The following is a 15087-nucleotide window of genomic DNA, read 5'->3' on the forward strand; positions in this document are numbered from 1 at the left end:
ACCCAAAACTACGGCCCGACTGCGGTGTTTACTTGCCATCATTACTTTTTAAGGACTACCGATTCTATATATTCATTTGATTCTATCGTTTCTGATTATCAGCACAATAGAATCGAAAGGATCTATAGAAACAATTAGAATCTATTTTGTCAAAGCACTAGTCTGACTACTCCTCTATAAAAACGCTAGAAGTATTTCCTAGAATGACACTGGCGCAGCTTCAGCAGCGATTCCATGAGTTATATCCCAACCTCCGGCTTGAACCCCTGAGCGAGTTATCAACCCTGAGCGGCCATTGGTGTGCCAGACTATGAAGCAAGGAAGCCTACTATCCTCTTTGATAGGCTCCCCCAGAACAGTAGGCCAATAGTACTAATGCATTGTACAGGTAGATGTAACAAAACCGGCATTGATAATAGTAACCCATACTAGCTTATTTTATACTTATTGATTTACTAGACTGGTTTGCTTAAAACACGCCCTTACAGATCAATAAACATCTTGATTAAGATTAGTCAACCTACAGATTCTGCTCATAGTTAGCGCCTTAAAATAGGCAGAACTTTACTAGTGACATGGAGGTAGTGTCTACCTTCAGGGGAATAGAAAAAAGTTGTGCGAGTACAAGTAGGCGCAGATGTTCCATGTGCCTACTTGTCTTTATGCTCCCTAAATAGACTCGGAAGCTTACCAAAAAATAGGTATTGAGTTTCCCCAGCGCCAATGTATAAATACGGTCAAATCGTAGTACCAATACATGGGTGTGACGCCAAACGAATTGCATTTTATCACCTTTTAAGGCTCAACTATGGTGCGCTCTTTTAATAAGGTTGTTAACATACAAGTTGGTTCTCCCCTATACTGGCTTTTGTTAATCGGTTTATTCTTCCCTGGATGCCATAGCCGACAGGCTGAATCAGTGCTCATTAAAGGATCTGACACGGAAGTTAATCTGGTTTTGGGTTTGGCGGAGGCTTATATGGCCCGCGACTCTGCCTGTTCGTTAGCCATTACTGGCGGAGGTTCTGGTCTGGGTATAGCTGCCTTATTGAATGGTAAAACTCAACTGGCAAACTCATCTCGGGATCTGAATAGCGAAGAATGTCAGTTAGCCAAAGACCGAGGCATCCGTATCTACACCTTTGTTTTTGCCAGAGATGCCATTGCTATTATTGTAAATAAGGCCGTTCCGATCAGGGCAATTAGCCTTTCTGATCTGGCCAACCTTTATGCTGGCGGTATAATGAACTGGAAGACATTGGGCGGCCAAGATGCCCCCATTTCGTTATACGGTCGACAGAACAGTTCGGGAACTTACATTTATTTACGCCAGAAGGTTGTAAAAAAGGAGTATTCGTCAAAAATCCGCGAACTGAATGGCTCAGCTCAGTTGATTCAGGCCGTTAGTGAAGATCCCAATGGCATTGGCTATGTAAGTGTTGGGTATATACAGGAGAGCAAGGTAAAAAAGGCATTTCCAAACATTAAAGTCCTTCTCATTGCCGATCCTCAAACAGGCAAAACACATTCTCCCTATGATAAACGAAGTGTAGAAAACGAAACGTATCCACTCACCCGCCCACTGTACCAGTTCGTAAATGGTCAACCAAAGGGGACGTTACGCCAATTTATGCAGTTTGAATTGAGTCCGAAGGGAAGGGAAATTATAGCCTCAATGGGGTATTTTCCGATTAGCCAAACCTACCACGATCAAAATAAACGAAATGGACTTAATTTATGAAAGCCCGGTACGTCAATAACAGAATCGCACAGTACGGCTTTCACTTGGCAGGTGGGCTTTCCATTGCCATTTTGGGTGGCATATTCTGGATGTTAGCCGTCAATGGCCTAACAATATTCCGGGAGATATCCTTCACAGACTTCTGTCTGAATTCGTCCTGGAATCCAGCGGCTTATGGACGCCCCTCGTATGGAATACTACCCTTATTGGTTAGTACCGTGATGGTAACGCTGGGCGCTATGGTAATTGCCGTACCAATAGGTATAGGAACAGCGGCTTACCTGGCCGAAGTTGCCCCCATCTGGATTAGAGAGCTATTGAAACCAGTAATTGAAATGTTAGCGGCAGTGCCTTCAGTTGTTGTGGGTTTCATTGGGATAGTAGTTATCAATCCATTGCTCATTCAGTTTTTTGGCCTGAGCAATGGGCTAAATGCCTTAAACGGCTCCCTCTTACTCAGTATAATGGCCTTACCAACCATTATTACCGTTGCTGAAGAAGCCATTCACCGAGTACCTACTGAGTACAGAGAAGGTTCCTATGCGCTGGGTGCCAATAGCTGGGAAACTTTAGTGTGGGTTAGTTTGCCTTCGTGTTATTCGGGGTTAATGGCGGCTGTTGTGCTGGGCATAGGGCGGGCCATTGGCGAAACCATGACTGTACTGATGGCCACTGGTAATGCTATTGCGATGCCAGACGGCATTTTTAGTTCCGTTCGTACACTTACCGCTACCATTGCAATTGAATTAGGTGAGGTAGCCAGAGGAACCATCCACTATAAAGCCCTATTTGCCGTCGGCGGAGTTCTGTTTCTCCTGACAGGGATTATAAACATTCTGGCTGAGCGAATGGTAGCCCGCTACCGAAAATCCGGTACTTGATATGAAAAGAACCCTAACTCGATAGCTTGGGATCAACTCGTTACGCTTGTGTTGTCTTCTTGTATTAGCTATCCTCGCTGGTCTGTTAACCTATATTGCTTTTGAAGGTGGGCGTACAATCAGCTGGCATTTTTTAATTGACTACCCCCAGAACGGGATGACTCAGGGGGGAATATTTCCCGCTATTGTGGGAACGGTGTGGGTTACGCTTGTCGCAACGTTGTTTGCGCTGCCGCTGGGGGTTGCCTGTGCAATTTATTTGAATGAATATGCAACAGACACGCTGTTTACGCAACTTATCCGAGCCGCATTTCGGAACCTTGCCAGCGTGCCTTCCATTATCTATGGTTTATTTGGGCTGGCACTCTTTGTCGAAAGTTTTCGGTTAGGAGCCTCGGTTCTATCTGCCGGACTTACCTTGGGTTTACTAACCCTCCCCTACATCAGCACAATCTCAGAAGAAGCCTTTAAAACTGTACCACCCGCATACCGGGAAGGCGCTTTAGCATTAGGAGCTACCCAGTGGGAAACAATCCGAACGGTAGTGCTTCCAGTAGCACGTCCAGGTATTATTACAGGCGCCATTCTGGCTATATCAAGAGCTGCTGGCGAAACAGCTCCGCTGTTATTTACCGGTGTAACGTTTTATCAGCGCTACCTGCCGGTTTCCGTCTTCGATTCGTTTATGGCGTTACCCTATCACATTTATATCCTTTCGACTCAGCATTATGCCATTGAGCAGGTACGTCCTTTAGCGTATGGAACCTCGTTAGTATTGCTCATACTTATCGGCATACTTAATGGATTCGCCTTTGTTCTTCGGTATCAGTATCGAAATAGTCTATGAAACCCAGCCCGCATATCAAACTTGAGGTCAAAAAACTGCATGTTTATTTTTCAGATAAGCATGTATTGAAGGATATAAATCTAACTGTGGCCGAACATACCATAACCGCGCTTATTGGCCCATCTGGTTGCGGCAAATCAACGCTGTTACGTAGCCTAAATCGTCTGCACGATCTGTTACCAACTGCTCGAATCACTGGTCAGATCCTGCTAAATGGCGAGAATATACTAGCCCCCAAAACCGACGTAGTAGCTGTCCGCCGTAGAATTGGTATGGTCTTTCAAAAGCCAAACCCGTTCCCCAAGTCTATTTTCGATAATGTAGCATATGGTTTACGGATAAACGGCCTAGAAACACGCGAAAGTCTATCCGAAAAAGTAGAAGAGAGTCTTCGACAAAGCAATTTGTGGGAAGAGGTAAAAGATGGACTGGACAAATCGGCTTTGATCTTGTCGGGTGGCCAGCAGCAACGGCTCTGCATTGCTCGCGCTATTGCTGTAGCGCCCGAAATAATTTTGATGGATGAGCCTTGCTCAGCTCTGGACCCAATCAGCACAGCTAAAATAGAAGAGCTGATGAACGAGTTAAAAAAAAACTTTACGCTTATCATCGTAACGCATAATATGCAGGAAGCCCAACGGGTAGCTGACCAAACAGCCTTTATGTATTTGGGAAGAATAGAAGAAATAGGGCCAACCAACGCTATTTTCAAACATCCTAAGCATAAACTTACTCAAAACTATATCGCTGGAAGTTTTGGCTAATTAACTAGACTTGTCCAATATTAGATTCTAGTGCTTTGGCAAAATAGATTCTAGGGGATTCTATAGATTCTCGGGGCCGCCCGCGCGATTGATCCTATTGTACTGATAATCAAAGACGATAGAACCCAAAGAATCTATAGAAACTAAATTGGACGAGTACTAGTAGCAACAGGAAAGTCAATCCTGAAGAAGATTAAAGGATGCAGATGAAGTCAAAAAAGCTGACCTGAAAGCTTTACCGTTAAAACGCGGCCAGTTTAGTTAAAGTCAAGTTTACAAACAATTATCCTAATTCTGCGCTGTAATCGCCAGGTTGTCCAGGCAGAAACAAATTTGATTAAAGGGCATAATCTAATTTTGATAAATTTTCAAGGAGTAATGGTCAGCTGAGCAGCCTCCTAATAACTCTCAATTAAGAGGCTGATATTCATCACTACAGTTAGTCATTGGGCTTAGTACATTCGTGGTCGATAGTAATCATCAGTTCGTATGTATAGCTAAGCCTTACTATGGAAACCCAATCGACGATTAACACTCTGCACGATTTGCTCGATGAAGATGCCCGCAAGTTCATTAGTGCCGAAATTCAATTAAAAACCTGTTTACATGACTGGGTGAATAAAGCAGGCTCCCTTCAGCTAAAAAATATACTGCTGAAGTACCTCGATTTTATCGAACAACATGTAAAAAAAATAGAGTCGTTTATTGAAGCCGAACAACTAAAGGCAATCAGCGTCAGCAATCGGGTGATGCAGGCCTTTATTGATGAAGCTAACGAAAAGCTATCCAGTTGCCGCAATTCGAAAGTTATTGATGCATGCCTGTTAGCTGCTATCCAAACAATCAATCATTTTAAAATAAGCACTTACGGCACGGCTACGGCATTTGCCAGGGCGCTGGATATGGACAAGTTAGCGGCCATGTTTTATGAATTGGAGATAAATGAAAAGCATATTGACGACCGTTTATCTCAATTGGCCCAGTACGAAATCAATAACCAGGCTAAAGCCACTATTGAGCTACCGGAATAAGGAACTGGCCATGAACGTACAATATCATAATCAGGTAAGCATCCCCGTGGAGGGCATCCGATTAACGGGTGAGTTATACATCCCTCAACATGTCAACGGTATGATTGTCTTTGCCCATGGAAGCGGCAGCAGCAGGCTAAGTCAACGAAACCAGTATGTAGTTCAGTACCTACAGGAACGTAATTTCGGGACTTTACTGTTTGATCTGTTAACTGAAGCAGAGAATAAAAATTACTTCAACCGGTTTGCAATCGACCTACTAAAAGAACGATTAGTGTTCGCCACAAACTGGCTGGAACAAATACCTGCTGCCAGAAACATTCCCATCGGTTATTTTGGGGCCAGTACAGGCGCTGCTGCGGCTTTAAAAGCATCCGTTGACTTACCCCAGATTGCTGCGGTAGTATCCAGGGGTGGTCGACCAGACCTCATTGAAGATGAGGTATCGGCCGTAAAGGTGCCTACACTACTTATTGTCGGAAGTTTGGATCATCAGGTGCTGGAATTAAATCAGGAGGCCTATGGTGAGCTTTGTTATGAAAAACGCCTGGAAATCGTGGAAGGCGCTACGCATTTATTTGAAGAACCAGGGAAGCTGGAAATCGTTGCCGAATTGGCTGCTAACTGGTTCAACAATCATATGCCAGTTAAAATGAGTTAACCTTTAGCTGTGCTGCCAGCTTTGTTAATAAATTCAATTGAGACAATCCAGGTAGTCGTTTTTGGGTTATTCTCGTCGGGCTAATCAACCAGAAAGAACATGGCCTATGCCTTTAAACAGAAGCAGTCAGTTGCCCATAACATCAATCGAATACTGAAGCAAGAAGTGCAGGCGGCTCTTGACGCGTTAACAAATCCAGGTCAGCTAACTGGAGAGATGATTCATGATATCCGAAAACGCATCAAAAAAAGTAGAGCGTTAATTCGCTTAGTGCGAAGTGAACTGAACAAAAAAGACTTCCAGCGCGAGAATACCTATTACCGAACAATTGGCCAGCAGCTATCTTCCATAAGGGAAACCACCGTCATGGTCAAAACCCTTGACAGACTTCGAGAGACCCAACCAGATAGTATGTCTCCCCAACTGTTTACCGCTCTCCATATATCCTTACTCCATCAGCAAGACCAGGCAACTGGTACATTTTTCGAAGATCTGGCTCAGCCAAAACAATTAACAAAAGCATTTGAGCAGGCTTCCCAGCGATTTGACGGCTTATCTAAATGCCACAACGGATTTAAAGCAATTGCCCCTAACCTGAAAGCCATCTATCGGAAGACCCGTAAATCATTGAAGGTCGCCGTCCAGGCCCCTACGCTTAACCAGCTACATGAGTTAAGAAAAAACGTAAAAACTATCTGGTATTTTACCCGCTTATTGCAGCCGAGCTGGCCTGGCCCTTTTAAGGCTTATGCACGCGAGTTTGGTCGCTTAGGCGAGCTATTGGGCAATGACCATGATTTTGGCCTATTAGCCCAAATGATTGAATCAGACCATCTTAGGGTACGCAACAAACAAAGCAAAGAAACAATTCTGGCAAAACTGTATGAACAACGAATACAGTTTCAGATACAGATTTTTTCCTTAGCCAATCATTTATTGACCGAAAAGACTGGTGATTTTGTAAAAAGATTTCGGCTACAGTGGAAGGTATGGCACGCAGAAACCAGCCAGAAAATAGCAAACAAGCAATAATCCCCTTAAAGCGATTAGGATGGGCATCGAAATCGAACGAAAATACCTGGTTAAAGGCGAAGACTGGAAACAACCGGAGAATGGCCAGCTTTACCGGCAAGGCTATTTGAGTAGTCATCCCGATCGGACCGTACGGGTTCGTACAGTTGGGGACAAAGGCTATCTCACCATCAAGGGAAGAAATGTGGGTGCCAGCCGACCCGAATACGAGTACCCCATTCCTTACCCCGATGCTGAGGCAATGCTCAACCAACTATGCGAACAGCCGATCATTGAGAAAATTCGCTACCGACTCGTGTATAGTGGGCTTGTTTGGGAGATCGATGAATTTCGAGGGGAAAACCAAGGCCTTGTGGTTGCGGAAGTAGAATTAAGCGATGAACAGCAGTCCGTTGTACTTCCTGCCTGGGTAGATCGGGAGGTAACGGGCGATGTCATATACTACAACGCCAACCTGAGAACGCATCCTTTTTCCCAATGGGTCTGATCCCGTAAATAAGCCTTTGCCGTAACCACAAGTAAAACAATGGAATAGCTTATTGGGCTTTAGCCATTTTAGCCCTTTTACGGAAATAACCCCTCAATAGAAAGTTATGCTGAAGGGCTTTCATATTCTCATCAAAATGAATCGTACTCTGCTCTATATTCCCCATAGTCCGGTTTAAGCGACCATTAAATAACGTATCCGCCAGAATGGTACGTAACGCCCCTTCCTGCTTGGTTAAGTTATCGGCAAACTTGGTTAAAACGTGTACGAAGGTATCTGCCCGGCTCCCAGCCTGTCGAAATGATCCTACTGCCGAATGGAGGTCCGTAGCCAGGGTACTATCCTGAAGCAGATAGCCCAGATTACCCTGTCCGGCTCGAACCTGCCTTGTTATTTTTCGAATATCAGTTGCAGCGAGTTGAATTTGTTTTCCTGCCTGTTGTAGACTAAAAAGTGTCTGGTTCAGGTTGACTACCGGGGCTTTATCGGTTAGGATATACTTAAGCGTCGGACTATGGTTTAGCCCCCAGGCGAACGTTCGAAGCTCGTCGGAGATAGCAGACAGATTGTTTCCCGATTGGTTTACAGTGCGCATTAATTCACTGATCGACGAAGGTTTAACACTTCTCAACCGATCCCCTTCTTCAACGGATTGTGCAGGAACAGTTACTGCACTTAGATCAATAACGGCGTTACCCATTAATCCGTCGGTACTCAATGAGGCAAAAGCTGTTTTTTTTATAAATGGACTTACTTCTTTGCGAATAGCCAACTCAACGAATACCGATGTATCGTTGCTGATAGTGATGCGTTCAACGGTTCCGACATTAATGCCCGCAAAGCGTACGTTATTGCCTTTCACCAACCCAGCTACGTTAGTGAAACCAACCCCAATATGAACAACAGGATTGAACAGGTTACGCTGTTGGCCCAATAAATACAGGGTTCCAACTAGGAAAAAAGTGCCCGAAAGAACAAAAAGGCCGAGTTTTAGATTGCTAACCGTTTTCCTTTTCATCGAGATTTACGCAAAAAAGTCGTTGATCTGCCTGTCAGGAGATTGCCGGAGCTGGTCATACGTGCCAACACTATAGCAGCGTCCGTCAATCAGCATAGCAACCCGATTGGACGTCATCTGTACACACTTCATATCATGTGAAATAATAATTGCCGAAGTCTTATATTTTTCCTGGATGCTCAATATCAAGTGATTGATTTCCTTCGCTGTAATTGGGTCGAGACCAGTTGTGGGTTCGTCGTATAAAATAATATCCGGCTTTAGAATAAGTGTACGAGCCAGACTGATCCGTTTCCGCATCCCACCCGACAACTCAGCGGGCATCATGTCGACCGAGTGGGGCAACCCAACATTTTCGAGTGCTTCCATGACCAGGTCATTTACTTCACCTGGACTTTGGTCGAGCCAATGCCGTCGTAATGGAAACTCAAGATTTTCCCGAACAGTCATCGAGTCGTCCAAGGCATTGCTCTGAAACAGGAAGCCCACTCGGGTTCTGAGCTGATCCAACTCGTCATGCGTTAGGTTGGTTACATCTTCCCCCAGCACGCGAATGTGTCCTTTATCGGGCAACAAAAGACCAATTATGCACTTTATGAGTACCGATTTACCTGATCCTGATTTTCCCAGTACAACAAGATTTTCACTTCGTTTCAGGCTGAGGTTGAAAGTTTTTAACACCTGGTTCGTGCCAAACGATTTCGAGAGTTGACTTACCTCAATGACGGTTTCGGGCAGCATAGCCTTGAGTTCTGATCCGGTGTGTGTGTTGATCGACATCATGGCCCATTAGTTAAGACCCAGCAAGTCCGTAATTTGTACAGCTATCAGGTCCATAATAAATATAACAAGTGATGAAACCACGACGGCCGAATTGGCCGAATGCCCCACTCCTTCGGTACCTCTACTTGTATAATACCCTTTGAAACAACCAATTATGCCGATAGCAAAACCAAAGAAAAAGGTCTTGACAACCGCTGGAAGTAAATCGCCGAAAGCCAGTTTTTCAAAAACATTGTTGAAGAACAGAGAAAGACTCGTTTCGTCTCGCATGTTCACGCCGATATAGCAGGCAAAAATGGCAATCACATCGCCCAGAATTACCAGTAAGGGTAACAGAAGCGTCATGGCCAGTACTCGGGTAACGACTAAGTATCGGAATGGATTTGTACCGGATACCTCCATGGCGTCAATTTGCTCTGTGACATTCATCGACCCTAATTCGGCGCCAATGCTGGATCCCACTTTGCCCGCACAGATAAGGGCGGTAATGACCGGCCCAATTTCCCGAATGATCGACAGCGCAACCATAGCAGGAATCCACGACTCCGCTCCGAATTTAGCCATCGTTGGACGCGTCTGTAAGGTAAGTACAAGGCCCATAATAAATGCAGTAATGCCCACCAGGGGCAAAGACTGGTAACCGACGAGATAGCACTGCCGAAAAAATTCGGATACTTCCGGGCGTGGTTTAAACAGTTGTCGAAAAAAATCAGCTGCAAATCTGGACAGGGCTCCTGTCTCGTCAAGAAATGATTGTAGCGTCTGGTTCATGAAGCTAATTGTCCGCTGATAATCAGGCTAGAATAGACTGTGGAGTGCCCGTCGTAATAATAGGTTACAGGCTCAATCAAAATACGTCCTTCAGCCGCGCAACCAAGGCGACCAAAGAATTGATTGACCAGCATTGAGTCGATTTCTTCCGTCGTTAGTTCGCTTAGCATAGCTGTAAACAGTAAGATCTCAGAAGGTTGGTAAGGCTACCATGTAGTGGCGAATATCGGTTTTAAACGCCCGGAAGTCAGTATGAAAGCTATCCATTTCCTGGCGCAGATACTGATGATTAAGTCGAGTGTCTGGATCCAGAATATGGTCAAACTGGACGCCAGCGGCTACCTGCTTTTCAATCGTTTGAATTTCCTCCAGCAATCGATTGATCAATCGCCGAAAATGGTGCAGTTGGCTAAGCTCTTCCTTCCAACTGTCAGCGTCAGTTGCAGTAGGGCCAAGGCCTTCACTCAATGTTCCAAGCAGGGCTTCCCAAAAATTAACCTCCTGAAGCGCCAGCTCCAGATCACTTCGCCAAATGCGATGTAGCAAATGAACTTCGGTCAGTTGCCGATATTTCTGCGCTTTCATCAATACGTATTGTTACAAATAAGAAGAAAAGGGAATTTCATCGCTTGCGGCTGATGGAATTGATTGTCCGGCAGGCGCTGCGTCATCGTAAAGCGTTAGCAAAGGCACTAGTGGATGGAAAGCCATGGCCCGCGTAACACTATTGTGTGAAATAATATCCCAAAGGCCCTTGTGATGCGGAAGTAACACCAATAAGTCCACAGAGTGAGTCTCCAGGTAGGTGTTAATACCAAGTCGTGGATCGTCGTCCTGGAGGGTATAGGTCGTTGGCTGAAGATCTTTTAAAGCATCTAACACATACCGGCGACTAACCTCGGAACTAACCGCCTTACCAGCTTGGGGATTTTCGATAGATAATACTGTCAGTTTCGCAGCTTTTCGACTGGTCAGGTCTTTAAGCAGGCTAAATGACTCGGCATTATTGACCGAACGATAATCAGTGGCCAACACAATATGCGTAATCGGGTGAATGTAAGCTGTAGTGGGCACCACTAACACATTGGCGCTGGCAGTCCGAATCATGCCTGTGGCAACGCTGCCAAAGAATTCATTCCGCCCTGCACCCGTAGCACCTACCACAATCAAATCAAAATGCTCCTCAGCTAATACGACCTCAATGACACGTTCCGGACTTCCCAGCGCAACTTTCGTCCGGTACGTATGATTAGTAGGTGCCGACGGCTGGATTAGCGAGCGTTTTTGGGCCTGAATCGATTTCTCGGCTGACTCCAGTTGTTCGCCCAGCAAAAATGAACCACTGTAACCCTCCTCCGGTACGAACGGAAAGGCATGGAGTAAACAAAAATTAGCTTCAGTACCCGCAAACAAAGCTTGTGTAAACAGAATGGCGTGTTGAGCAGCCGCCGAAAAATCGGTCAATAGTAAGATCTTATACATGATTGTAAGGGCTTTTTTTTGCTAGATCGTGTACGTTCCCTTCGAGAAGTCTCCTGTGTATGAAGATTTATACGACCAGGATTTCTTTTTCATCCTGATACTGTTTCTGACCATCGGACCAGTGAAGCAATGCCCGCCAGAGTCCTTTGCTCAACTGTGAAGTCGAGATAACCTGACGAGGTCGGTTACCAGGGGCAATGGGCACCCGAACGTCCTCACCTGTTTTTGGTGAAAAAAAAGTTAAATCCCCTTTTTTAAATGACGTTGGCAACACGAAAGCGAGTACGTGAGCAGTTGGTTCAAAGGTCATAGCCGTACGGAAATTGAGGTGAAATTTCTCTACAAAAATGACAGGTAGATGCGTAGTTCGTAATGGCCTACATCAGGTGCCAAACTGATCGAATTCAGGGGAAAACCTGAAGTTGGTCAACCCTGGTGTTTCGGGGAAACTGCAACTTTGTTGTAGGCCAGGTTTACCGCTAATCGCCAATTGATATGCGCCAATTGCTACTTATTTTGTTCAGTATAGCTGCTCTTCCCCTGTACGCCCAACTGGCTGACGATTGGGTAAGACTGCATACCTATGCGACATCTATTAGTGTAGATAGTCTATCGGGACGTGTATTCAAAATGGAAGGTTGCGTTCTAACCGTTTCCAAACACAACTAGTCGATGCCTGACGAATCTTTGATCACGGCGAAAATGCTGATAGAAGGCCTCACTACCACCGAAGCTAACCAACGACAGCATGAATACGGGTTGAATGCCGTGGAGACAACGTACGCTGATCACTGGTTTAGCCTGTTGGCGCGCCAATTCAAAAGCCTGATCGTCTGGGTTTTGGCCGCAGCGGCAGTTGTGTCGTTTAGCCTAGGTGATTTTGCTGAAGGTCTGGCCATTCTGGTCGTCTTGGCGATCAATGCACTAACCGGATTTGCGCTTGAGTGGAATGCCAACCGATCCATGGAGGCCCTTCGCCGATTGGCGGTTACGTTGGCCCGCGTCGTGCGCGATGGGCAGGTGCAGGAGATTCCTGCGGATCAACTCACACTGGGCGATTTGCTCCTGGTTGAAGCCGGTGATGTGGTGGGGGCCGACGCAACCTTGCTGGAGGTACATCAACTGGAGATTGACGAATCGACCCTGACAGGGGAATCGTTTCCCGTCGCGAAATCAACCGAATTGGTAGGCATTGACTCCCCAACTGGCGATCAGAAGAATCAGTTGTTTAAGGGTACTGCTGTCACGGCAGGTACAGGCCGGGCAATTATTACGGCCATTGGGGAACAGACTGAGTTAGGCAAAATTGCCCGTTTAGTGAGCAACGCAAAACCAACGGCAACACCTTTAGAAGCAAAACTCGATGCTTTATCTCAAGTACTTGTTTGGGTTACTCTTGGTATTGCCGCTCTATTTGTACTAGTTGGACTCCTGCGGAGCGAACCAATTGGTCCGTTAGTTAAAACATCGATTGCCTTGGCAATTGCCGCTATTCCAGAAGGCTTATCCGTCGTTGCAACGCTCGCACTTGCCTATGGCATGCTCCATTTGGCACGCCATCAGGTATTAGTAAAAAAGCTTTCGGCAGTTGAAACGCTGGGGAGCACCTCGGTCATATTTACCGACAAAACGGGTACACTTACCGAAAACAAAATCGACGTATCCTGCCTGCAGCTGATGGGAGAGGAACAGGATGTTTATAGCGAAGTGGGCATTGATGGGTCTATGCGCTCGTTAGAGGGCCCCGAAACTAATGCCTTAGAGAAGTTAATTCGATTAGGGGTGCTTTGCAACAATGCTGAGCTAGCTCTTAACTCGACTCAGCCCCAAGAACTTGGGGACCCGATCGAAATTGCCATGCTCAAGTTCGCCCGAAGTAGCGGCTATATTCCTGATACCATACGGAAGCAATATTCCCGCCTGGCCGAACAGCCGTTCAGTTCCGATACCCGAGTCATGGCTACCTTGCATCAAACCGAAAATGGCTATCTGGTGGCCGTTAAAGGAGCCATTGAGGACGTGTTGGCTCTTTGCCCACAACTCTCTCCTTCGCAGCGCGAACGGCAATTACATCGGGCAGAATCGATGGCCAAAGAAGGTTTACGAACATTGGCCTTTGCCTATCGGGAGGTAGGTGAGTTACCCCATTTGGCGACCTTTGCACAGGGTGATTTAACGTTTAATGGCCTCATTGGCTTTCTTGACCCACCTCGCCTAGCCGTTATTCCCGCTATACAGGCCTGTAAAACGGCTGGTATCCGTGTCATCATGGTCACCGGCGACCACCCAACCACGGCGCTGACCATAGCGAGACAGATAGAATTGATTAAACCCACCGATACGCTGGTGCTGACGGGAAAAGACCTGAAGGCAATTGATCAACTCTCCGAGGCCAAGAAAAGTCAACTTCTCCAATGTCAGGTATTTGCACGAGTCAGCGCTACGCAGAAATTAGCTCTTATTGATTTTTATCAGCAGCAGGGAAACATCGTTGGGATGACTGGAGATGGCGTCAACGACGCACCGGCCCTAAAAAAAGCGGATATCGGCATTGCTATGGGTCTTCGTGGTACGCCCGTAGCGACTGAAGCGGCTGACCTGGTACTCAAAGATGATTCATTTACGTCTATTGTACTGGCCATTGGTCAGGGTCGGGTTATTTTTGAGAACATCCGCAAGTTTGTCCTGTATCTACTATCCTGTAACCTTAGTGAAATTTTCGTAGTGGCCGTTGCCGGACTAAGTGGTCTGGGAACCCCGCTACTTCCTTTACAAATTCTGTTCGTCAATATCGTGACTGATGTGTTTCCGGCCCTGGCCTTAGGCATTGGCCGTGAGAACAGCGTGTTGATGAAGCACCCGCCACGCCCGGCTGGTCGCCAATTGATAAGTGCAACGGACTGGCGCCGGGTTACCTTCAATGCCCTTATCTTAGGCTCAGTAGTTCTGGGGGTATATAGTTTCGCGCGCTGGCATTGGCATTACACTGTTTTCCAATGCAATACACTAACCTTTTACATGCTTTGCTGGGTGCAGTTGCTGCATGTGTTTACCCTGTATTCTGGCAATCGAACGTCGCTGCTTAAGAATGAAATTACCCGGAATCGCTTTATATGGATGGCACTGCTGCTTTGCATAAGCCTTCTATTGATTACCTACTATGTACCCGTGGTTAGCCAAGTTTTAGCCATTCAACCACTAAACAGCCGAGTGTTGGTTCTACTAGTCGTAGCTGGATTGCTGACAGTGGGACTAAGCTGGAGAGGTCGGCAAATAAAAGCGATCAGATAGCATCTACTCTTAGTTAGCCATGTTCAGAAAATAAAGTATACGACCCAGCCGGACTTGTTTATGACTGTTTTTAGGCAGAAAAATAGAATCAGTACTAACAGGTTGTAATATGATACAAATCAACAGATTGCAAAATGGGCATCATGGTGCCGAATGAAACCTCTTATCACCTTTGTATAAAGTAATCTAAAGCCTATAAACGGTTAAACTCCTTTTTAGTAAAGCTACCCGACTTTTCACACGTTTGTTTTGCCCGGTTTACTACTAACCCCTTTGCAAACTGGCCAAACGACGTTTT

At 45.9% G+C, this 15087-nt stretch carries 17 protein-coding genes; 10 read left to right on the forward strand and 7 right to left on the reverse strand.

The features are described 5' to 3' along the window. Positions 1 to 808 precede the first annotated feature (808 nt). The 8 genes from ACYVGR_RS19050 (at position 809) to ACYVGR_RS19085 (ending at position 7444) form a co-directional block, all read left to right on the forward strand. The gene (locus ACYVGR_RS19050) at positions 809 to 1741 is read left to right on the forward strand and encodes a phosphate ABC transporter substrate-binding protein (RefSeq protein ID WP_460959550.1); all 933 of its coding nucleotides are present in this window, start codon (positions 809 to 811) and stop codon (positions 1739 to 1741) included. Continuing rightward, positions 1738 to 2622, forward strand: coding sequence for a phosphate ABC transporter permease subunit PstC (pstC, locus tag ACYVGR_RS19055; protein WP_460959552.1), 885 nt, complete (start codon positions 1738 to 1740; stop codon positions 2620 to 2622). Before ACYVGR_RS19050 ends, pstC begins: the two co-directional genes overlap by 4 nt. Positions 2623 to 2668: 46 nt before the next feature. Then, complete coding sequence (pstA, locus tag ACYVGR_RS19060) at positions 2669 to 3469, forward strand: phosphate ABC transporter permease PstA (RefSeq protein ID WP_460959554.1); 801 nt, start codon at positions 2669 to 2671, stop codon at positions 3467 to 3469. A 14-nt stretch (positions 3470 to 3483) separates the two neighbouring features. Continuing rightward, positions 3484 to 4233 carry a phosphate ABC transporter ATP-binding protein PstB gene (pstB, locus tag ACYVGR_RS19065; RefSeq protein WP_460959652.1) on the forward strand — a complete coding sequence of 250 codons (750 nt, stop codon included), beginning with the start codon at positions 3484 to 3486 and terminating at the stop codon, positions 4231 to 4233. 509 nt (positions 4234 to 4742) lie between these two features. Next, positions 4743 to 5264, forward strand: coding sequence for a YciE/YciF ferroxidase family protein (locus ACYVGR_RS19070; protein ID WP_460959556.1), 522 nt, complete (start codon positions 4743 to 4745; stop codon positions 5262 to 5264). A 10-nt stretch (positions 5265 to 5274) separates the two neighbouring features. Next, positions 5275 to 5925: a dienelactone hydrolase family protein gene (locus tag ACYVGR_RS19075; protein ID WP_460959558.1), complete on the forward strand. Its 651-nt coding sequence runs from the start codon at positions 5275 to 5277 to the stop codon at positions 5923 to 5925. A 99-nt stretch (positions 5926 to 6024) separates the two neighbouring features. Next, the gene (locus ACYVGR_RS19080) at positions 6025 to 6957 is read left to right on the forward strand and encodes a CHAD domain-containing protein (RefSeq protein WP_460959561.1); all 933 of its coding nucleotides are present in this window, start codon (positions 6025 to 6027) and stop codon (positions 6955 to 6957) included. Between the two features lie 19 nt (positions 6958 to 6976). Next, the gene (locus ACYVGR_RS19085) at positions 6977 to 7444 is read left to right on the forward strand and encodes a CYTH domain-containing protein (RefSeq protein WP_460959563.1); all 468 of its coding nucleotides are present in this window, start codon (positions 6977 to 6979) and stop codon (positions 7442 to 7444) included. Between the two features lie 49 nt (positions 7445 to 7493). On the opposite strand, the gene ACYVGR_RS19090 is transcribed toward ACYVGR_RS19085, so the two are convergent. The 7 genes from ACYVGR_RS19090 to ACYVGR_RS19120 all read right to left on the reverse strand — a co-directional run bounded on the left by ACYVGR_RS19090 (position 7494) and on the right by ACYVGR_RS19120 (position 11808). Then, entirely contained in the window at positions 7494 to 8462 is a 969-nt protein-coding gene (locus ACYVGR_RS19090) for an MlaD family protein (RefSeq protein ID WP_460959565.1), read from the reverse strand. A gap of 6 nt (positions 8463 to 8468) precedes the next feature. Next, entirely contained in the window at positions 8469 to 9245 is a 777-nt protein-coding gene (locus ACYVGR_RS19095) for an ABC transporter ATP-binding protein (protein ID WP_460959567.1), read from the reverse strand. Between the two features lie 6 nt (positions 9246 to 9251). After that, positions 9252 to 10016: an MlaE family ABC transporter permease gene (locus ACYVGR_RS19100; RefSeq protein WP_460959569.1), complete on the reverse strand. Its 765-nt coding sequence runs from the start codon at positions 10014 to 10016 to the stop codon at positions 9252 to 9254. Further along, positions 10013 to 10186: a hypothetical protein gene (locus ACYVGR_RS19105; RefSeq protein ID WP_460959571.1), complete on the reverse strand. Its 174-nt coding sequence runs from the start codon at positions 10184 to 10186 to the stop codon at positions 10013 to 10015. Before ACYVGR_RS19105 ends, ACYVGR_RS19100 begins: the two co-directional genes overlap by 4 nt. A 19-nt stretch (positions 10187 to 10205) precedes the next feature. Next, positions 10206 to 10601, reverse strand: a complete 396-nt coding sequence (locus ACYVGR_RS19110; protein WP_460959573.1) for a hypothetical protein — start codon at positions 10599 to 10601, stop codon at positions 10206 to 10208. A gap of 12 nt (positions 10602 to 10613) precedes the next feature. After that, on the reverse strand, positions 10614 to 11498 hold the full coding sequence (locus ACYVGR_RS19115; RefSeq protein ID WP_460959575.1) for a universal stress protein: 885 nt from the start codon (positions 11496 to 11498) through the stop codon (positions 10614 to 10616). 67 nt (positions 11499 to 11565) lie between these two features. Further along, positions 11566 to 11808 carry a hypothetical protein gene (locus ACYVGR_RS19120; RefSeq protein ID WP_460959577.1) on the reverse strand — a complete coding sequence of 81 codons (243 nt, stop codon included), beginning with the start codon at positions 11806 to 11808 and terminating at the stop codon, positions 11566 to 11568. Positions 11809 to 11993: 185 nt separating this feature from the next. On the opposite strand from ACYVGR_RS19120, the gene ACYVGR_RS19125 reads away from it, so the two are divergent. Both ACYVGR_RS19125 and ACYVGR_RS19130 read left to right on the forward strand, forming a co-directional pair. Next, complete coding sequence (locus tag ACYVGR_RS19125; RefSeq protein WP_460959579.1) at positions 11994 to 12167, forward strand: hypothetical protein; 174 nt, start codon at positions 11994 to 11996, stop codon at positions 12165 to 12167. 3 nt (positions 12168 to 12170) lie between these two features. After that, a complete protein-coding gene (locus ACYVGR_RS19130; RefSeq protein WP_460959581.1) occupies positions 12171 to 14789 on the forward strand; it encodes a cation-translocating P-type ATPase in 2619 nt (872 codons plus the stop codon). Positions 14790 to 15087: the final 298 nt, after the last annotated feature.

This window comes from Spirosoma litoris (assembly GCF_054776755.1).